Source organism: Kordiimonas sp. SCSIO 12610 (assembly GCF_024398015.1).
In the GTDB taxonomy this organism is placed as follows: domain Bacteria; phylum Pseudomonadota; class Alphaproteobacteria; order Sphingomonadales; family Kordiimonadaceae; genus CANLMI01.
The window spans coordinates 3,482,589-3,501,651 of the sequence record NZ_CP073747.1 but is presented as its reverse complement, the minus strand read 5'-3'; the positions used below and the strand labels follow the sequence as shown (position 1 = coordinate 3,501,651).

The 19,063-nt window shown below is 43.6% G+C and carries 23 protein-coding genes; 12 read left to right on the top strand and 11 right to left on the bottom strand.

The features are described 5' to 3' along the window. Nucleotides 1–494: 494 nt before the first annotated feature. The 3 genes from rpsT to KFF44_RS16185 form a co-directional block, all read right to left on the bottom strand. Complete coding sequence (rpsT, locus tag KFF44_RS16195) at nt 495–758, bottom strand: 30S ribosomal protein S20 (RefSeq protein WP_255936087.1); 264 nt, start codon at nt 756–758, stop codon at nt 495–497. 192 nt (nt 759–950) lie between these two features. After that, a complete protein-coding gene (locus tag KFF44_RS16190) occupies nt 951–1,727 on the bottom strand; it encodes an enoyl-CoA hydratase (protein WP_255936086.1) in 777 nt (258 codons plus the stop codon). A gap of 120 nt (nt 1,728–1,847) precedes the next feature. Further along, a complete protein-coding gene (locus KFF44_RS16185) occupies nt 1,848–2,210 on the bottom strand; it encodes a hypothetical protein (RefSeq protein WP_255936085.1) in 363 nt (120 codons plus the stop codon). A 245-nt stretch (nt 2,211–2,455) separates the two neighbouring features. Here KFF44_RS16185 and KFF44_RS16180 point away from each other — a divergent pair, with 245 nt between their 5' ends. The 7 genes from KFF44_RS16180 (at nt 2,456) to KFF44_RS16150 (ending at nt 8,641) form a co-directional block, all read left to right on the top strand. Next, nucleotides 2,456–2,911 carry an SUF system Fe-S cluster assembly regulator gene (locus KFF44_RS16180; protein WP_255936084.1) on the top strand — a complete coding sequence of 152 codons (456 nt, stop codon included), beginning with the start codon at nt 2,456–2,458 and terminating at the stop codon, nt 2,909–2,911. 27 nt (nt 2,912–2,938) lie between these two features. Next, nucleotides 2,939–4,408: a Fe-S cluster assembly protein SufB gene (gene sufB / locus KFF44_RS16175; RefSeq protein WP_255936083.1), complete on the top strand. Its 1,470-nt coding sequence runs from the start codon at nt 2,939–2,941 to the stop codon at nt 4,406–4,408. A 13-nt stretch (nt 4,409–4,421) separates the two neighbouring features. Further along, a complete protein-coding gene (sufC, locus tag KFF44_RS16170; RefSeq protein WP_305118788.1) occupies nt 4,422–5,159 on the top strand; it encodes a Fe-S cluster assembly ATPase SufC in 738 nt (245 codons plus the stop codon). Nucleotides 5,160–5,187: 28 nt separating this feature from the next. After that, the gene (sufD, locus tag KFF44_RS16165) at nt 5,188–6,468 is read left to right on the top strand and encodes a Fe-S cluster assembly protein SufD (RefSeq protein ID WP_255936081.1); all 1,281 of its coding nucleotides are present in this window, start codon (nt 5,188–5,190) and stop codon (nt 6,466–6,468) included. A gap of 15 nt (nt 6,469–6,483) precedes the next feature. Further along, nucleotides 6,484–7,740 carry a cysteine desulfurase gene (locus KFF44_RS16160; RefSeq protein WP_255938853.1) on the top strand — a complete coding sequence of 419 codons (1,257 nt, stop codon included), beginning with the start codon at nt 6,484–6,486 and terminating at the stop codon, nt 7,738–7,740. Nucleotides 7,741–7,811: 71 nt separating this feature from the next. Then, entirely contained in the window at nt 7,812–8,303 is a 492-nt protein-coding gene (locus KFF44_RS16155; protein WP_370691180.1) for an SUF system Fe-S cluster assembly protein, read from the top strand. An 11-nt stretch (nt 8,304–8,314) separates the two neighbouring features. Further along, complete coding sequence (locus KFF44_RS16150; protein WP_255936079.1) at nt 8,315–8,641, top strand: iron-sulfur cluster assembly accessory protein; 327 nt, start codon at nt 8,315–8,317, stop codon at nt 8,639–8,641. On the opposite strand, the gene KFF44_RS16145 is transcribed toward KFF44_RS16150, so the two are convergent. From KFF44_RS16145 to hemC, 5 genes are all read right to left on the bottom strand, one after another. After that, nucleotides 8,638–9,219, bottom strand: a complete 582-nt coding sequence (locus tag KFF44_RS16145; protein WP_255936078.1) for a PAS domain-containing protein — start codon at nt 9,217–9,219, stop codon at nt 8,638–8,640. The genes KFF44_RS16150 and KFF44_RS16145 overlap by 4 nt on opposite strands. 253 nt (nt 9,220–9,472) lie before the next feature. Continuing rightward, nucleotides 9,473–10,810 (bottom strand): heme biosynthesis protein HemY, encoded by a 1,338-nt coding sequence (locus tag KFF44_RS16140; RefSeq protein ID WP_255936077.1) that lies wholly within the window; start codon nt 10,808–10,810, stop codon nt 9,473–9,475. Next, nucleotides 10,807–12,015 carry a COG4223 family protein gene (locus KFF44_RS16135; protein WP_255936076.1) on the bottom strand — a complete coding sequence of 403 codons (1,209 nt, stop codon included), beginning with the start codon at nt 12,013–12,015 and terminating at the stop codon, nt 10,807–10,809. The genes KFF44_RS16140 and KFF44_RS16135 overlap by 4 nt, the downstream gene beginning before the upstream one ends. A gap of 4 nt (nt 12,016–12,019) precedes the next feature. Then, on the bottom strand, nt 12,020–12,724 hold the full coding sequence (locus tag KFF44_RS16130) for a uroporphyrinogen-III synthase (protein ID WP_255936075.1): 705 nt from the start codon (nt 12,722–12,724) through the stop codon (nt 12,020–12,022). Beyond that, nucleotides 12,721–13,683 (bottom strand): hydroxymethylbilane synthase, encoded by a 963-nt coding sequence (hemC, locus tag KFF44_RS16125; protein WP_255936074.1) that lies wholly within the window; start codon nt 13,681–13,683, stop codon nt 12,721–12,723. Before hemC ends, KFF44_RS16130 begins: the two co-directional genes overlap by 4 nt. A 188-nt stretch (nt 13,684–13,871) precedes the next feature. Between hemC and tsaD the strand changes: the two genes are divergently transcribed. Genes tsaD through KFF44_RS16100 form a run of 5 tightly spaced genes read left to right on the top strand, consistent with a single transcriptional unit; the run spans nt 13,872 to nt 17,124 of the window. After that, on the top strand, nt 13,872–14,951 hold the full coding sequence (gene tsaD / locus KFF44_RS16120; protein WP_370691179.1) for a tRNA (adenosine(37)-N6)-threonylcarbamoyltransferase complex transferase subunit TsaD: 1,080 nt from the start codon (nt 13,872–13,874) through the stop codon (nt 14,949–14,951). A 60-nt stretch (nt 14,952–15,011) separates the two neighbouring features. Then, complete coding sequence (locus KFF44_RS16115; protein WP_255936072.1) at nt 15,012–15,995, top strand: NAD(P)H-dependent glycerol-3-phosphate dehydrogenase; 984 nt, start codon at nt 15,012–15,014, stop codon at nt 15,993–15,995. A 15-nt stretch (nt 15,996–16,010) separates the two neighbouring features. Then, nucleotides 16,011–16,307, top strand: coding sequence for a YciI family protein (locus KFF44_RS16110; protein WP_255936071.1), 297 nt, complete (start codon nt 16,011–16,013; stop codon nt 16,305–16,307). A 20-nt stretch (nt 16,308–16,327) separates the two neighbouring features. Next, nucleotides 16,328–16,723: an EVE domain-containing protein gene (locus tag KFF44_RS16105; RefSeq protein ID WP_255936070.1), complete on the top strand. Its 396-nt coding sequence runs from the start codon at nt 16,328–16,330 to the stop codon at nt 16,721–16,723. 11 nt (nt 16,724–16,734) lie between these two features. Then, complete coding sequence (locus KFF44_RS16100; protein WP_255936069.1) at nt 16,735–17,124, top strand: Rieske 2Fe-2S domain-containing protein; 390 nt, start codon at nt 16,735–16,737, stop codon at nt 17,122–17,124. Between the two features lie 3 nt (nt 17,125–17,127). Here KFF44_RS16100 and KFF44_RS16095 read toward each other — a convergent pair whose 3' ends face one another. The 3 genes from KFF44_RS16095 to KFF44_RS16085 form a co-directional block, all read right to left on the bottom strand. Then, nucleotides 17,128–17,811: a hypothetical protein gene (locus tag KFF44_RS16095; protein WP_255936068.1), complete on the bottom strand. Its 684-nt coding sequence runs from the start codon at nt 17,809–17,811 to the stop codon at nt 17,128–17,130. Between the two features lie 111 nt (nt 17,812–17,922). After that, nucleotides 17,923–18,441 carry a tetratricopeptide repeat protein gene (locus tag KFF44_RS16090; protein WP_255936067.1) on the bottom strand — a complete coding sequence of 173 codons (519 nt, stop codon included), beginning with the start codon at nt 18,439–18,441 and terminating at the stop codon, nt 17,923–17,925. A gap of 85 nt (nt 18,442–18,526) precedes the next feature. Further along, on the bottom strand, nt 18,527–19,051 hold the full coding sequence (locus KFF44_RS16085) for a histidine phosphatase family protein (RefSeq protein ID WP_255936066.1): 525 nt from the start codon (nt 19,049–19,051) through the stop codon (nt 18,527–18,529). Nucleotides 19,052–19,063: the final 12 nt, after the last annotated feature.

Here is a 19,063-nt window from a genome sequence, read left to right as displayed (position 1 = left end):
CGGTTACAAGCGCTCCCTAAATCCAATTTTGTTGCCCCAACTATTTCGGTTTCCGTTCCATGTGACCGGTTTATGGTACCGACACACTCAGTTTCAAACCGCAATAGTTCATACCTGTTCAGGTTCTATTAAAAGAACCAGAATCATATTCATACATTGTCAAAAATCGATAGAATTTCTGTGTTTGTTAGCTGTCAAACCAGAAATTAAAACGAACAGCTCCCACGAAGGGCAGGCTGGTTGCTCGCAGTTTCTATCGCCATGAATTGAAGATACATATCATCAAAAAAGCCAGCAACAGATTCCGTTAGTCAATAGCAAACTTTTATCATTTTGTATGGGGTCGGATTTGATTCAACACAAGATATAGTGCTTTGGAGTAGTGCCTTGAAATGTGTATTCTCTTTGTTCTCAGGGGGCGTGAATTGAGAATCGAAAAAAGCCGCACAGAATCTGTACGGCTTTTCAAAAAGTACTTTTGCTAGCGAATCGGATTAAGCTAGTGCTTTTACCCGAGCAGCTAAACGAGATACTTTGCGTGACGCTGTTTTCTTGTGAAGAACACCTTTTGTTGCACCGCGCATGATCTCTGGCTGTGCGTTTTTAAGTGCTTCTGCAGCAACTGCTTTGTCGCCACCTTCAATCGCTTCTTCAACTTTACGAATAAACGTACGGATGCGGCTGATGCGTGACTTGTTGATAGCAGCGCGACGCTCGTTGCGACGGATACGTTTTTTGGCTTGAAGTGTATTTGCCATTTTTATTTACCTTCTTAACCTTGGTTGATAGCCAGTTTCCTTACTGGCAACTGACCGAGGTTTTAAAATCTGTTTGTTACGATGCGCGGCACATTCGCGCAAATCTGTAATTCGAGGTCGCGTTCCTATACTAGTTACGCGCTTTCGTCAACTCCTTAAGTTTTCACGATAAGTCTTGTAGTTGATATCAGCTTATCGGTTCTTAAATTGGGGCTGTCGTTTTTCAATAAAAGCGTTCATGCCTTCTTTTTGATCTTCTGTTGCAAAAAGCGAATGGAAAACACGACGCTCGAACAATAAACCCTCGGTTAGTGTGGTTTCAAGCGCGCGATTGGTTGCTTCTTTTGCAAGAGCGACTGACGGACGAGAGAGTTCTGCAATGGATTTTGCAATATCTGTTACAGTATCCAAAAGATCATCTGTTGGCACAACTCGGCTAACCAGTCCTGATCTTTCTGCCTCTGCAGCATCCATCATGCGACCCGTCAACATCATGTCCATAGCTTTGGATTTACCGATCAACCGAGTGAGTCGCTGGGTACCACCAATCCCGGGGATAACGCCCAGTTTGATTTCCGGTTGGCCAAATTTAGCGTTTTCTGCTGCAATGATGAAATCGCAGCACATCGCAAGCTCGCACCCACCGCCTAGCGCATATCCTGAAACGCCAGCGATAATAGGTTTGCGAATACTGGCGAAGACAGAATTTGTTTCACCGAACATGTCATCCATGAGAACGCTGGCAAAATCCTTTTCAGCCATTTCTTTAATATCTGCACCAGCTGCAAAGGCTTTTTCACTGCCCGTGATGACAATAGCACCTGTATCTGGATCATTTTCCAGTGATAGTAGTGCCTCTTTCACTTCGCTGAGTAATTGACTGTTGAGAGCGTTTAACGCTTCTGCCCTGTTCAGGGTAATAATACCAATACCATCTTGTTTATCGAGCAAGATTGTTTGAAAAGTCATATCTAGACCTAAATGTAGTTAATCCATTTATCCGGATTCCTACTGTGCTTGAGCGAATTTGAAAAGCTTTTTATCAAAACGCTCACGGTATTGGTGAATTCCCTCGAGTTTTTGATATGATTATTCTTTGTTAGGTTCCACACGAATATTAATGAGCGTTTTCTTTTCAGTGGATTTTTTTGTGTCTAAAATTAAGCGATGCTGATCACGCGTACATAATAATTTTATGTTGGATTGAGTACAATTCCATCCGAGAGCAATCAGGTTCACACTATAGCGTTTTATGGCCTCAGCCTCGTCATAGTCTGATATCATGATTGTTTCTGCGATCGTCCCTGAGGGGGTATCAAAAACGAATCGTCCTTCAGGGTGTATTTCAACCATTCCTTCCAAAATAGGTACGTCAGGAAAGCCTTCTAAAAATGTTTCCTGAGGCAAGATGAGTGAGCTCAGGAAAAAAAACGAATAGCGTAACTTACTCATCAACACTCTCTTGTGGTTGTGGATTGGCGTTTAAAATTTAATTTAATCAAACGGTTAATGCTATCCAGAGGGTAGCAATATGATTACGAATGGATAGTATGATATTTCGTGGCTATTTCAAAGGTTACTTTATTCATTTGACTTTTTCTGTCACAAGCACCATATCAAATCATGACAAAAATGGTCATAATTAAGATTTTCCAGGAAAACCTCTGTTATGATTATGTTTTAAAAGGCATTTGTTGATGATTCGACTTACAAATCTTGCAGATTATGCAGTGGTCTTGATGTGTGAAATGGCTCGTGCTGATGCAAAAGTCAATGCGCAGAGTTTGTCTGATATCACAAGAGTTCCAAATACCACGGTAGCAAAAATTCTTAATCTACTGACAAGGTCGGGGCTTTTGATCTCTCACAGAGGCTTGAAGGGTGGATTTGCTCTTGCAAAGGACGCAAAATTGATCTCTGTCGCCGATATTATAGAGGCGATTGATGGTCCAATTGCCATGACCCATTGTTCCGAAGAACAAAATTCTGACTGTTCATTTGATGAGATATGCGTTATGCGGCCGCATTGGCAATCGATTAATGGTGCGGTACGTAATGCGCTCGCAGGTGTGAAGCTGAGTGAATTGATTATCACTCCTCACAATATAAATTTCCTGAATGATCAACAGATCACTGAGACAAGTACAGGTTAACATAAATAAAGATAAGGAGCCGCCATCATGGCAGGAACCGCTGAAGCCCGGCAGCAAGTTGAAGATGCAACCGGCGAATACAAATATGGCTTCGTAACTGATGTCGATATGGACATGGCCCCAAAAGGGCTCAGTGAAGATGTGATTCGGTTCATTTCTGCCAAGAAAAATGAGCCTAAATGGCTGTTGAACTGGCGACTAAAGGCATATCATCAGTGGCTTAAGATGGAAGAACCGGATTGGGCGAAAGTCAACTATCCAAAGATCGATTACAACGATATTTATTATTATGCTGCACCTAAAACACAGGATAAGCCTAAAAGCCTTGATGAAGTAGACCCAGAGTTACTGCGGACTTACGAAAAGCTTGGTATTCCTCTTGAAGAACAGAAAGTTCTCGCGGGTGTTGAGGGTGCTCGCAAGGTTGCGGTTGATGCAGTGTTTGATTCTGTGTCTGTTGCGACGACATTCCGTGATGAATTGAAAAAAGCAGGTGTGATTTTCATGTCAATCTCGGAAGCCGTGCATGAATATCCTGAGCTTGTCCAAAAATACCTCGCGACAGTTGTACCTGTTCGTGACAATTATTTTGCAGCACTAAATTGCGCAGTGTTCACTGACGGCACGTTTGTATACATCCCTAAGGGGGTACGCTGCCCGATGGAGCTCTCAACATATTTCCGTATTAATACAGAAAACACCGGGCAATTTGAACGTACACTTATCATTGCGGATGAAGGGTCTTATGTATCCTATCTCGAAGGCTGTACGGCACCTATGCGTGATGAAAATCAACTACATGCGGCGGTTGTGGAACTTGTCGCGCTTGATGACGCTGAGATCAAGTATTCAACGGTGCAAAACTGGTACCCTGGAGATAAAGATGGCAAGGGTGGAATATATAATTTTGTAACCAAACGTGCACTTTGCAAAGGTAAAAACTCGAAAGTGTCGTGGACACAGGTTGAAACAGGATCTGCGGTTACCTGGAAATACCCGAGCTGTGTGCTCGCCGGTGAAAATTCAGTTGGTGAATTCTATTCAGTTGCTGTGACAAACAATTACCAACAAGCAGATACTGGTACGAAAATGATACATCAGGGGGCAGGGTCTCGCTCCACGATTATTTCCAAGGGAATTTCTGCGGGTAAATCTGAAAATACATATCGTGGACTTGTGAAGGTACTTGCTGGTGCGGAGGGGGTTCGCAATTACACCCAGTGTGATTCGCTGCTGGTCTCCAGTGAATGCGGCGCCCATACCGTTCCATATATTGAAGTCAAAAACCCGTCTGCGCAAATCGAGCATGAAGCGACTACCTCCAAAATCTCCGAGGATCAGTTGTTTTATTGTCGTTCACGCGGATTGGATGAAGAAGAAGCCGTAGCAATGATTGTAAATGGTTTCTGTAAAGAAGTAATGCAACATTTACCGATGGAATTTGCTGTTGAAGCTCAGAAGCTACTGGGTATCAGCCTTGAAGGTAGTGTTGGCTAAACGGATTATGACAATGATTAAAATCGATAACTTACATGTACAGGTTGGCTCAACCGAGATTATCAAAGGCCTCAATCTTGAAATCAAGGCTGGTGAAGTTCATGCAATTATGGGCCCTAATGGCGCCGGTAAATCAACGCTTGCTAGCACAATTGCAGGCCGGGAAGATTATGAGGTGACCGCGGGTTCAATTTCCTTCCACGGTAAAGATTTGCTTGAGCTTGAAAGCCATGAGCGAGCAGGCGAAGGTGTTTTCCTTGGTTTCCAGTATCCAGTAGAAATTCCCGGCGTTTCGAACCTGAATTTCCTGCGGACTGCGCTTAATGGCATCAGGAAATATAAAGGCGAAGAAGAAATGTCTGCGGGTGAGTTTATGAAGCTTGTCCGGGCGAAGGCGTCCGACCTTAAGATGGATGTTGATATGCTTAAGCGTTTTGTGAACGTTGGGTTCTCAGGCGGTGAAAAAAAACGAAACGAAATGGTTCAGATGGCTGTTTTGGACCCCAAGTTTGCGGTTCTTGATGAAACGGATTCAGGTCTTGATATTGATGCACTGAGAATTGTTTCAGATGGTATTAATGCGCAGCGCCGAGATGACACAGCTATTCTTTTAATTACCCATTATCAACGCCTCTTGGATTATGTGCAGCCAGATGTGGTTCATGTGCTTGCTGATGGTCAGATCGTGAAATCTGGTGGCAAAGAACTCGCACTAGAACTTGAAGAAAAAGGCTACGCCGACGTTGCCTGAATGAGGTAACTGGAGCGAGGAAAATAAGATGCAGACAGCATTATTTGAAAACTATGAAAAACAAGTTTGGGAACTTTCGGGTATTGTTCCTGGCTCTGAAGGTGTGCGGATGCGGGCCCTCAAACAGGCCCAGAAACTTGGTTTGCCGACAAAGCGTGATGAAGAATGGCGCTACAGCGATATCAAGTTCATGCAGGATACAGCATTCCATGTTGCGTCTAAGATAAATGCGGTTGAGATCGACACGGCTCCTTTGTGTGACACTTATGCGGGCAGGCTTGTGTTCATTAATGGATACTTTGATGAAGAGCTGAGCGACTATGCTGATTTGCTCGAAGTTGCAAATGTAAGGCCTCTTGCAAACCATCTTATTACTAACCCGGAACGTGTTGACGAGTTAATTGAAGGCGGTGATGGTATCGCACTTTTGAACACGGCTTTGATGGTTGGTGGAATGGTTGTTTCTGTGCCAGCAAATACAAAGATAGAAAAGCCTTTGGAAATTTTGAATTTCTCGACAGGCACGGATCAATCGGCGAACCATACAAGACATATTTTCGAACTCGGCGAAAAGGCCGCTCTTACTATTGTTGAAAATTTTGTTGGCGATGGTTTATCTGGTAATTACTGGAACAATAGTGTTGTGCAGGCAAGAGTTTCAGAAGGTGGCAATCTTGAGCACCACCGTGTCCAGAATGAGGGAATTCACGCTTTTCATACATCCAAAGCGTATGTTTCGCTTGATACCGAGGCTACTTACACCTGCACCAATTTAATGATCGGTGGCAAGGTTGCACGTTTTGAAGGCCATGTGAAAATTATGGGCGAAGGCGCGCGAGCGACAATTGACGGCGTAGCTTTGGCCGGAAAAGACCAAAGCCAGGATATACTGACCAATGTTCGTCACATGGTGCCTGGGGCTACAAGCGATCAGGTCGTTCGGACGATTGCAGATGCATTTGGGAAAACAGCATTTCAAGGCAAAGTGATTGTAGATAAAGACGCGCAGGAAACTGAAGCTGACCAATCCTTTAAGGCACTTTTGTTTGATCGCAGAGGGGAAGCAAATGCTAAGCCTGAACTTGAGATTCTGGCTGATGATGTGAAATGTAGTCACGGTGCTACCGTTGGTGAATTGGACGAAAAAGCAATTTTCTATCTTACGTCACGCGGTGTGGACCCAGTAACAGCACGCCAGATATTGGTGTCCGCGTTTACAGCAGATGCATTTGATCGGTTGGAAGAGAATCTAAAAGACACCCTAATTGCAAAAGTTGCTGACTGGATGGCTGAGCGGAATATTGGATAGAGAGTGAACTTACAGATGCAAGTAGCGGAAAACATACAAAAAAATGTATCGGATGCACTAGATGTGGCAGCAATTCGAGCTGATTTCCCTATTTTTTCGCAAACTGTTTATGGCAAGCCTTTAACGTTTCTCGATTCAGCGGCGAGTGCGCAGAAACCCAAATGTGTTATTGATGCTGAAACGGGGCTTTACGAAGGATATTATGCTAATATTCACCGCGGCATCTATAAATTTAGCCAAGATGCCACTGAGGCCTATGAGCGCACTCGTGAGCGGGTAAAAACCTTTATCAATGCCAATTCATCTAAGGAATGTATCTTTGTTCGCGGTGCTACCGAGGGTATTAACTTGGTCGCACAAACATGGGGCAGGCAAAATATTGAAGCTGGCGACGAGATTATCTTGAGTTGGATGGAGCATCATTCAAATATTGTTCCGTGGCAAATGTTGGCCCAAGAAAAGGGTGCTGTTATCAAGGTTATTCCTGTTTTGGACGATGGGTCGCTTGATATCGACGCCTTTCATGAACTCTTGAGCAATAAAACCAAATTGCTCGCTATTGCGCATATCTCTAACTCGATTGGAACCATCAATCCTGTGAAAAGTATGATTGCAAAGGCACATAGTGTTGGTGCAAAAACGCTGATCGATGGTTGTCAAGCTGCCCCTCATATGAAAATTGATGTTCAGGATCTGAATGCAGATTTTTATACCTTTTCGGCACACAAAGCCTATGGGCCAACGGGTATAGGTGTTGTTTACGGCAAAGAAACTCTCCTGGATGCAATGCCCCCTTGGCATGGCGGTGGTGATATGATCTCTACCGTTTCCTTTGACGGGACGACTTACAATGATTTGCCTTACAAGTTCGAAGCAGGAACCCCCAATATTGCCGGTGGTATCGCAATGGCTGTGGCGCTTGATTATATTGAGGCGATTGGATTTGATAAAATTGCCGCTCATGAAGCTGACTTGCTTCAATATGCAACAAGACGCTTAAGTGAATTTAATAGCCTTCGAATTTTGGGAACCGCTCCTGATAAAACAGCTTTGATCAGTTTTGTTATGAATGGTGCACACCCTCATGATGTCGGGACCATACTTGATCGTCAGGGTGTGGCCGTAAGAGTTGGTCATCACTGTGCGCAGCCAATAATGGACCGATTTGAGGTTTCAGGCACAGTGCGTGCAAGTTTTGGTATATATAATGATCGAGCTGATGTTGACCGCCTTGTTGATGGTTTAAAGAAAGTAATGGATATTTTTGGATGAGTGAAAATAATCAAGATCGAGATATTATTGATCTCAATGCGCCTGAAGAAAATCATCAAACTTCAAATGGAATGATGGAAGATCACGAGGCGTTTCCGGTAGACAACCTGCCGAAAGCGGATGTGGATCGCCCGGTTTTGGGTCAGATGCAAAACAGCTATTTTTTGAATAAGTTTCTCTATAAGAAAACTGCTGAAAATACTGCTGAGGAAACAAAGGTTTCAGAGCAACCTTCAGACGATGGTGAAGGTATTTCAAAAGAAGTTTTGGAAGACAGGGTTATCGGGGCTCTTAAGGAAATATATGATCCTGAAATTCCTGTTAATATCTATGAACTGGGGTTGATTTACGATGTAGAGGTTGATGATAACCTGAATGTTCTGGTCACTATGACTTTGACGACACCGCACTGTCCGGTGGCGGAGTCGATGCCCGGTGAAGTTGAATTGCGCGTGAATTCAGTTAAAGGCACGAAAAGTGCTGAGGTTCGCCTTGTGTGGGACCCACCGTGGGATATGGCTCGTATGTCTGATGAGGCTCGCCTTGAACTTGGGCTTTTGTAGGAGTGTAGGTGATGAAAGCGATACAAATTACTGACAAAGCTGCTGAGCATATTAAAGCGCTGCTTGCGAAAGATCCTGAAGCAATAGGTATTAAACTTGGAACAGAGACTCATGGTTGTTCTGGTCTTGGCTATACTGTTGATTACGTCAAGGAAGCATCCAATGAGGATGAACTGGTAGAAGATAAAGGTGTTAAGGTTTTTGTTGACCGTAAATCGCTTTTGTTCTTGCTTGGCACGCAAATGGATTGGGAAGACACCATGTTTTCAACCGGATTTAAGTTTTCAAATCCGAATGAAAAAGGCAGATGTGGGTGCGGCGAAAGCTTCCATGTTTAAGATGCTAAAGCTATCAAATCGTCTCGCATTTTGAAATATTCGAATGTATCGCCCTTAAGGTCGTATTTGTTTATGGTGTCTGGTGCTGGAATAATAGATAATTTAGTTTCTATTATTGAAAGTGGTGATTTGACGAGTGTGGAGTATGCCTTGGAGTTTTTGTTGCTCGGCCAAATTCCACCAATTAATTGTTTCTCATCTTCTTGACACATAAAGGGTAAAAACGCCCCACTTATAGTGTCAAAAACTGTTTCTTTCGTCATAACATTAGCTTCAAAAACAATGCCAGCCGATTTCTTGGTTAGGAGAATTGTTAGCAAACTTTTCCATGCGGCTTGTTGTTTGAGGCTAAAGGGCCAATTCACAATTTGACCGGACCCTGCATAGTATAGTTTTACAAAACTATCTAAAAAGCTTCCAGTGAGCCGTTTTTGGAGTTGACCGGCCTCGGTGCATTCCAAAACAAGCATATATGGCAAGAGTTGTTTCATATGCATTGGATTGAAATTTGCCCGAAGTGGTACTGTTTCTTCACCGCGCAATTCATGCCAATAGTTTATGTATTTCTTCGCGTCCATACCGACCCCACTCTTGACGCATAAAACATAATAATAAGTAATAAATTTTAGATCATGACGTTGAAATCAATATGCTAACATATTGAAATATGATCAAAAAATATTCTGTACGTATATTAAGATCTTCTGAATGGAACTTGTATTTTATATACGCGTATTTTCCTAGAGCGAGAGACCATAAATGTCAGTTATGAATAGATCAAGAAGATTTTTATTCTACGATTACTATTACTGAAAAAGAGCGCGCGATTACTTATACATTACTCATAAGAGCGATGGTTTGTTTCTGGCTTTTGGATGAGTGGGTGTGTTTTAAAGTGTCAGTATTCCAATAAAAAGTGTCGAAACCTTTGCATGACGGGCATAAGAGTGACCAGCTTTCTTCTGTGTTGCCGCAGTCATCGCATGACCAAACTGCATGGTCAGTTGCATGCGCAAGTTCTTGCTCTAGTTTATTCGGAGAGTTGCCTTCGGCCCTGCTGATCTTTAAGGCAAGTTGGACGGATTTTGCCGAACGCTTGCCAGTCTTGGTTTTGCTGATTGTTTCGCGGGCCGTCGTTATATTACCAATCTCATACTGTGCTGATGCGATTGCAAGAACGGACAGTTCACTTTTTGGGTTTCGTTGGGTTAACTTTTGCAGCCTGTTCAACCAACTTTCCTTGCTTTCATGCGGATCAAGATCTTTGAATAGGGTTAATAATGATGGTCTTGGTGCCTTTTCCCATGCATCTAAGATTAATTTGTCCGCTTTTGATTGCTTACCATTTTTAATTTCGATCTGAGCCAGACCAATGGTTGCGGGTGCAAAGTTGGGACGTAATTTTAGCGCCTGCTTAAAGCCTTTTTGGGCCTCAGCGGCATCACCCTGCAAGCTATGCTCCATTGCTGTTGCATAAGCAATGGCCCCTTTGTGCCGTGATACAGTTTCCTTATCCAACAGACCTTCTTTTGCAACTTTATCCAATGCTGATATTGCTTCGTTCCAATTGCCTGCACCTATTTCCAAGGCAAATAATGTTTTTAAAACCCACGGACTTTTGCGATTCTCTTCAAATGCAAGCCTTGAAAGCCTTAGGGCTTCACTATGCTGGCCGTTCTCCTGGGCTTCCCCTAATAGTCCGCGAATCCCCAGCAGCTTACCATCTTCCATTTTTTCTAATTGTCTGTAGCGAGTAACAGCTTCCTGCCGGTTTCCGGACCGGCTGGCGGTTTCTGCAGCCAATAGATGAACCATCGGTTGGGGCGGTAAAAGTATCTCGGCCTGATTAACCAGTTTGTGAGCAAGCTTATGATCGCCTGCTGACAAAGCGACAAGTGATTGGTTTAAAAGCTTTAATCCTCTGGCTTGGCGTTTTACCGAGCTATTTGTTCCTAAAATTGGAGTTTCTCTGCGAAGATAACCAATTAACCACACCAGAGCCGCAGATGTTATGATTAGGGCGAGGATAGCGCCAAATAAAACCGCAAAATTAGTATTAATACGATAGGACCTGAAATCAATTGATACCTCACCTGGATTGTCGGCAAGCCAAACGGCTATGAATGTAGTCACAAAAACAACCAGGAAGAATGCAAAAATTCTTATCACTGCTGATCTCCTGCAGTGATAATATTTACATTTGAGATACGTACCAACATTCGATCAAGCGCGTTAATTGTATCGACATGCCTTTTGGCGTTTGATGTCCATGTTTGTGCAGTTTCTCTCGCTGGCCCTTCAAGCGCCTCAAGAAGGGCGATAGCCCCTTCAATATCACGCGCAACCAGCCGCGTTTCCGCATTGTATAAAATACCTTCTATACCAGTTGCATCTGCACTTCTTCGTCTAACGGTAAATAAGCTCGTTAGAAATGACCCATCGCTTTTTTCCTGCGCTTGCATGATCGAGCGTGCAACCGGTTCAAACGAACGCAGTAAGGTATCAAATGGGGTAATCAGGCCGTCTGTTTCTTCAAGCTTCGCTAGTTCAGCCCCGATAATTTGTTGGTCGAGGGCTGGTAGATTGATAATATCCGCTCTTAAGGAATTGATATCATTCTTGAAAGAAAGGCCTGTTGAGGCTTTGTCTTTCATACGCGAAAGTAATAGGACCAGTCGCCCTTGCGGGGAAGCTTCGATATTATTTGAAGCTACGGAATTTAATGCGGCTTCCAGCTCTATAATTTTTTGCTTTAGCGCATCCGTTTCTGCATTGGTAACAGCGACCGCGCTCTGTAAGCGGGAAACACTGGGCTGGTTATCATTTTTGATGTTAGCTATCCGAGTGAGGTCATTTGAAAGTGTTTCAATGTCCCGCTTGATTGATGCCAAAGCGTCACCATCAATCGCCACTCCCGCCTCTTCAGGTTTTGATTTCAATGCTGCGATATCTAGTCCGAGTGCATTTTGTGTATTCAATATTGCTTCAAGCGTGTTTTCATACTGAGCATTATTGTTTTGTAGGGTTTTAATGTCAGTTGAAAGCGCGGTTAGGGTTGTTTCGATTTGTGATAAATCTGCGGCGCTGTTATCCGCACTCGATGAAACTGTGGGTTCCATAAGCCCAATAGTGATAAGGCCTTCTTTCGCATATTGAGCAGAGAATAAGCCACCAATGAAGGCTGCTAGCATTAAAGCAGTGATCCAGCCCCAGGGCGTGCGACTTGGGGGCTTTTGTTGTGCAATCGTTTGTGTAGCGGTGTTTTGATTGTCAGTCTCATTGGTTTCAATAACTTCAACATCAATGATGGTGTCATCAAAGTCACTTTGATCGGGATTAATTTCGGTTTGATTTTTCTTGCTGTCTTCAGTCACGTTATCACCGTTTAAGCATTTCAAATAGACTGCTTTCCTTAGGGGTCGCTGCTATTTTTCGTGTATGCCACGCCCCTTCTAAATAACTGTTTATTCGAGTTGATAAACTAATAGCCGTCATTTTCTCTAACAGTTTTTTATATCCAAGGCCGTTTATAATCTTTTCAAAGATGGTAGCTGTTTGTACAGAATAAAAGAGTACAGTTTCAATTTCATTGTTTTTCAGAGCGTTTTCTATAGCACTAGGAAAGTTGGAATGGGCTATGGTTTTGTATACATTTACGATAGACGCTTCGAGTTTAGCCTGGTTTAGTGCTTGCGAAATATCGAAGGCGATTTCCGATCCGCACAAATGCACAAAACTTCCGGGCCTGGAGGATTTTTTAGTAACCTCTATGATTTGATTGGCTAAGTCTTCACCGTTTCCTTTGCCGGTGAAAATATTCTTGAAGCCTAACTCCTTGGCTCTTTCTGCTGTTTTTTCCCCAACTGCAAAAATTGGGAGCTCATAATTTTTAATATGAATGAGCCCATGATCGACACCGTTTTGGCTGGTGACGATAATATTTTGTGCTGATATGGGCGCTTTGATCCTAACGGGAACAATTTCAACCAATGGACAATTCAGTGCTTTATAACCAAGTTTTTCAAGCTTGGTTATGGATGTTTGAGCAAGATGCTCAGGTCTTGTGAGCAGCACTGAGGTCATTCAAATTCTGCAGCTATCTGTTCTTTCAATGTTTGGAAAAAAGCTTCCCCCGCTGAATTACGAATACTCTCCCCCAGTTCGTTGCCTAATTGAGCTGCGTTTTCTAAATCAGCAGATGCTGATCCTTTTTCTTCGAATATTTCCTTGCCATCCATTGACAGAAGGCAAGCATATAAGTCTATTTTATCATCGCTAAGCTTTGCGTAGCCCGCGATAGGCGTTCGGCATGAGCCATCAAGAGCTTTTAAAAGTGACCGTTCAGCTGTGACTTCCAAGGCTGTTTTACTGCAATGAAGCGGCGTAAGTAAGGATCGTGTATTCTCATCATCCTCGCGAATTTCTATCGTTACTGCGCCCTGTGCAGGTGCAGGAGGAAACATATCGAGAGGAAGATATTCCGTAATTGTTTCCGGCATACCCAATCGGTTTAAACCAGCTACAGCCAGAAACGTGGCATTAGCCTCGCCAGCGGCCAGTTTTTTTAGGCGTGTTTGAACATTTCCTCTGAAAGTTACCACTTGAAGGTCAGGCCGCATTCTTAGTGCAAGAGCGCGCCTTCGGAGTGATGCGGTCCCAAGTATAGCGTTTTCCGGTAAATCCATTAGCCGCTCTGAAACGGGGCTGATAAAGGCATCGCGAATATCTTCGCGAGGCAGGAATGTCGAGAGTATCAACCCTTGAGGTAGCGTCGTTGGCATATCTTTGCTGGAATGAACGGCACAGTCGATATCACCGTCGATCAAAGCCTCTTCAATCTCTTTGGTGAACAAGCCCTTACCACCTGCTGTCATTAAATGACGATCGAGAATGCGGTCCCCAGATGTTTTAATGACCACAATTTCAATATCTTGATCAGATAGATCATCATGGGCGCTGATTAGCCGCGCCTTTACGTCACTCGCTTGCGCTAAGGCAAGTGGACTACCGCGTGTCCCGATCCTAATGCTTTTAATACTCATACTGTCTCAAATGGGTTAAGTTTTCATAATGTTTGAGTAAAACAACTACCAATAAATTGATGACGACACTATATATATTTCCAAATGATTGCCGGAATGTTTGGTACTATATGTAAGTCGTACCGAACTGCCTATGATTAAAGTGACATTATTGAATGACCTCAGAAATAAATAATAATGATCGTAAGATTAAGGTTTTAGGGATTGAGACCAGCTGTGATGAAACGGCTGTGGCTATTGTGTCTTCAAATAAGGAAATTTTGTCACATCGTATCCTAAGTCAAATCGATGATCATGCTGAATATGGCGGAGTTGTTCCTGAAATTGCGGCGCGGCAACATATTCAGCATTTGGATACATTGATTGAAGGTGCCTTAGCAGATGCAAACCTTGATGTTTCTGATCTGGATGCAATTGCTGCAACAACAGGCCCTGGTCTGGTTGGAGGTTTAATGGTTGGCGTGATGACAGCAAAGGCTATGGCGCTTGCGGCCGGTAAGCCTTTCATTTCAGTCAATCATCTAGAAGGCCACGCCCTAACGGCGCGACTGGTGGAAGAGATTTCATTTCCTTATTTACTTTTATTGGTATCAGGCGGGCACTGCCAGATCTTGATGGTGAAGGGCGTCGGAGATTATGAGCGCCTGGGTAGCACCATTGATGATGCTGCTGGAGAAGCTTTTGACAAAACTGCCAAACTCCTAAATCTGGGCTACCCCGGTGGCCCTGCAATTGAAAAATTGGCTCAGACTGGTGATCCATTGCGGTTTAAACTGCCAAAACCACTGGTTAACAAACCGGGGTGTGATTTTTCCTTTTCGGGGTTAAAAACTGCTGTCCGCCGTGCTGCTGAAGACTGCATTCGCGACAATGGTGCTATTACACCGACTGACCAAGCTGATTTAAGTGCATCATTTCAAAAAACAGTTGGTGATTGCCTCAGTGCACGCCTCGACAATGCGATTGATATGTTTAAGGGCCGTGTTCCTGAAGGTGATTATCCCTTCGTTGTTGCGGGTGGTGTTGCTGCAAACAAGTATTTGCGCGGACAGTTGCAGGATTTAGTAGAGTCCAGAGGGTTTAGTTTTTATGCAGCGCCGCTTAATCTATGTACGGATAATGGTGCTATGATTGCATGGGCTGGAATGGAGCGCTTTATGCTCGACCCGGCAATTAATGATATAGAGGTGTCACCGCGTCCACGTTGGCCGCTGGACAGTTTTGCTGACCCCATGGGCGGAAGCGGAAAAAAAGGCGCAAAGGCATAGCGCTTTGTATTTTACCAGCTAGAATACAAAAAGATGAACTGAATATGTAGGAGAAAAGCCTTGAAGCTTGGTGTTTTAGGAGGTGGTGCCTGGGGAACTGCACTTGCATGCGCATCGGTTCGTGCTGGGCTTGAAACTTTTATCTGGGCCCGTGAGGCTGAGGTGGTTGCGAGCATTAATAGCGATCATGAAAATAGCATGTTTCTATCCGGCACCGCATTACCCGAGGCATTGAAGGCAACTGCTGACCTTGGTGAGTTTCAGGGCGCGGATATTATTCTTCTTGTAACCCCGGCACAGCATTTGCGCTCTATGGCAGAAGCATTAAAAGAGCATATCCAAGATACTACACGGCTTGTTATTTGCTCGAAGGGCATTGAAATTTCGACCGGGAAACTTCTGAGTGATGTTTTGGCTGAAATATTTCCTGAAAACCCTGTTGCGGTTCTCTCAGGCCCCACATTTGCAGTGGAAGTGGCGCGCGGCCAACCATGTGCCTTAACGTTAGCTGGCAGCGATGAAAAGATCATATCCGAAATTGCGAGTGCGATTGCGACCCCAACTTTCAGGCCATATCAAAGTCATGATATTATAGGGGCGCAAATCGGTGGTGCGATTAAAAATGTGTTGGCGATTGCGACAGGGATTGTCTCAGGGCTTGATCTAGGCGAAAATGCAAGGGCGGCGGTTATTACACGTGGTTTGGCTGAAATGGCGCGTTTTGGTGATGTTTTCGGTGCTGACCAAGAAACCATGATGGGTTTGTCCGGATTAGGAGACTTAATCCTTACTTGTTCCAGTACGCAGTCACGTAACATGTCGCTTGGAAAAGCGATAGGTGAGGGTCAGACGTTTTCAAGCCTTATGAGTGGACGTAAATCGGTGGCTGAAGGGGCACATACGGTTGAAATTGTTCACCAGATTGCCATCGATAAAGGTATTGAAATGCCAATCACGGCTGCAGTTTATAAAATCCTGAAGGAAGATATGGATGTGACAGTAGTGATGAATGATTTGTTGTCGCGGCCAATCACTCTTGAATAGTCAAAGGAAATACAAATGCTCTTTATGGTTCTTTGTTATGACAAGCCAAATTCAGTAAACCTCCGAATGGAAACGCGCCCTGCCCATTTATCATATTTGCAAGATGCTGGTGAGCGCGTCAAAATCGCAGGTCCTTTAATGAGTGCGGGAGAAACACCGGAGCCAATTGGTAGCTTAATTGTCATTGACGGCGCTAGCGAAATGGCCGTGAAGCTATTTGCTGAAAACGACCCATATAATACGGCAGGTCTGTTTGAACGTGTAGAGATTATGGAATGGAAAGCTGGCCTGGGGGCTTGGCTGCCTGAATAGCGCAGTTTCAGGAGAGAGTGTTGAGATATTGGCTTGTAAAATCTGAACCTGATGATTGGTCTTGGGATGATCAGCTTTCTGTTGATTTTGAACCGTGGGACGGCGTGCGTAATTTTCAGGCGCAGAAAAATATGCGCTCAATGCAAAATGGTGATCAGGTACTGTTCTATCATTCTGGTAAAGCACGAGAGATTGTAGGCGTTTGTGAGGTGGTTAGGGAAGCCTATCCTGACCCGGATGACCAGACGGGCAAATTTTGTTTGATTGATCTTAAAGCAGTGAAGCCGGTTCAACCTATCGCTTTGAAAGCAATTAAGGCCAATGACCGACTTCATCACCTTGCGCTGGTTAAACAACCGCGATTGTCAGTCATGCCGATTGATGAAGCTGCGTGGAAGATTATCCTGAGTATGTGAAGGCTTGATCAATGTCAAAACAACCGCGAGCAATGGCCCTAGCGGACGATATATGCGGTCCTCCATCAGGAACAGTTTTGACTCATTTAAATGATTTGCCAGCGCATGGTGGTAAATCAATAGAATTCCAAAATGAAGAGGGCCACAGACTGAGTATTTTTGTCCAGAAACTAGATGAAGATATAGAGGTTTACCTCAATCGTTGTCCCCATGCTGGTACGCCGCTTAACCTTTTTAATGATCGTTTTATGGATCTGGATAATACTTATTTGCTTTGCCGCACGCATGGAGCAAAGTTTGAATATAAAAATGGTAAATGCATAGCGGGCCCATGCAAAGGTGAGTATCTGAGGAAAGTTGCGTTTTCAGTTAACGATGACGGGTCGATAGTTAGTGAGTGATAGTTAAATCATCACTGTCCCAGATCGCCTTTGTTGCAGGCGTGATGGTCGTGCTGGGTTATCGCCAGGTAACTCAAGCGATGTTACTCTCCAATATACTTCTTGGCCATTCGCATAGGATACTCGCTTTAAAACCATTGAGACTTCAGGTGCATAATAGATGGTTTCGGTTCGACTACGGACGCCTTCGGACGACTCGAATTCCTCTAATATATTGATGACAAAGACATCGTGATTTCGATCGCCAATACTTAATACTTGCTCGCTAACGACTTGAGCGTTAAGCCAGACGCTAAAGCTGTTATTGGCTTCAATGACTCGCGCTTTGCCCCGCAAAGTTGCTTTTTTTCCAACTTTCAGAGGAAAAAATTTCTCAATGTCTTGAGTATCCATGTCGATTTCATAATTAAAAACTTGTCCATCCCTGTCATATTCTTGGCCGCTTAACCGAAATAATCCACGGTAATCAGTTTGGCTTGAGCGAATCTGATCGTTGATAAACAATTCTTTGGTAACAAGTTTGCCATTCACATCGACAATTTTTAGAACGATTTCAGTGTTATCACGTTTAATGATTGCATGCGTACCCGTTAGCGCATTTGCTTTCAACGGAGCCTTGGGTGCAAAATCACAAGCCGTGACTAGCACAATAAGGCAATAGATTGATATATAATGCATTAACCGCATGCAATACGCTCCAAGTACAACAGAATCATTCTTACCATTCTAAATGAAATTTAAAAAGGGCTGGTTTAGAATGTTTGCTTGAACTTTAGTTCAGCTAAGCTGTTCATAATCCTAGATATTTGTTGTGGATTTTTGTTTTTCAAGATTGTCCGAGTTTAACTGAGCGCTTAGGCGTGCTTGTGCGATATCTAGATTGTTTTTGATTATATTCGACCTTGGCGAGAATTTGAGGCCTTTTTCATATTCCGAAATCGCCTGTTTTAACATCCCGGTCTCCAGGAAAATATTCCCGCGGTTGTTGTAGAAACGCCAATTTTGGGGGTATATGCGGATAGCTTTGTCACAATGCTCAAGCGCAGTTTGCCATACTTCCTCGATTATAAAGGCAACACATAGTCCGTTATGTGCTCTGGCGGTCTGGAAAGTCGTTAGGTTACTTTTCAAAACCTTTTTATACACTCTTTGTGCACCTACCGTATCCCCTTCTTTTAAAAGCTGTTGCCCTTTTTGTAAAAGCTGAGGAGAATTGAATTTTAGTTCATAAACGGCCTGAGCTGAGGCGGGGTTTTGGATGGAATCGAATGAGATTAGAAAAACAGCAGTTAATAACATTACAGAAATTTTTATCATCTCACGCCTCGCTTTTATTGTGGTCTATATGTTTCTAAAACCCAGTATACTATAAAATCGATGAAACGTCTAAATTGCCGGGTAATTAGCCAATTTGAGGGAGTGTTTTGGGGCGAACAAGGTTATTTAAAACACCGCAATCCTCAACAGCCTCATTAAAGGTATCGACGTTCAACGTGATGTCTTGAAGCGTACCCGTAGGCAAGTGTCTTTCGAGTTGTTGTCTGTGAAGTGATTTTTGTGCTGCTGTTAATGTTAGTCCTAGAATATGCATTCCCGGGTTATGGCCAACAAGCATAATGTTTTTATATTTTTCCGGGCAATTTTGAATGATACTCATTAGAGTTGTCGAGCTAGCTTCGTAAATATCAGCTCTAAATTCTTTTGGACACTTTAAGTCAGTTTGTTGAACCAGCAGCTTTAAAGTTTCACGTGTCCGAACAGCTGTAGAGCAATATATAAGATCAATTTGAATGTCGTTCTTGGCGATATATTGTCCCATTTGAGTAGCATTATTTCGGCCCCGCTCATTCAATGGACGATCATGGTCGTCCAGGGTGAAATCATCCCAATCAGATTTCGCGTGCCGCATTAAATAAAGCTTTTTCATATCAGCCTCCGG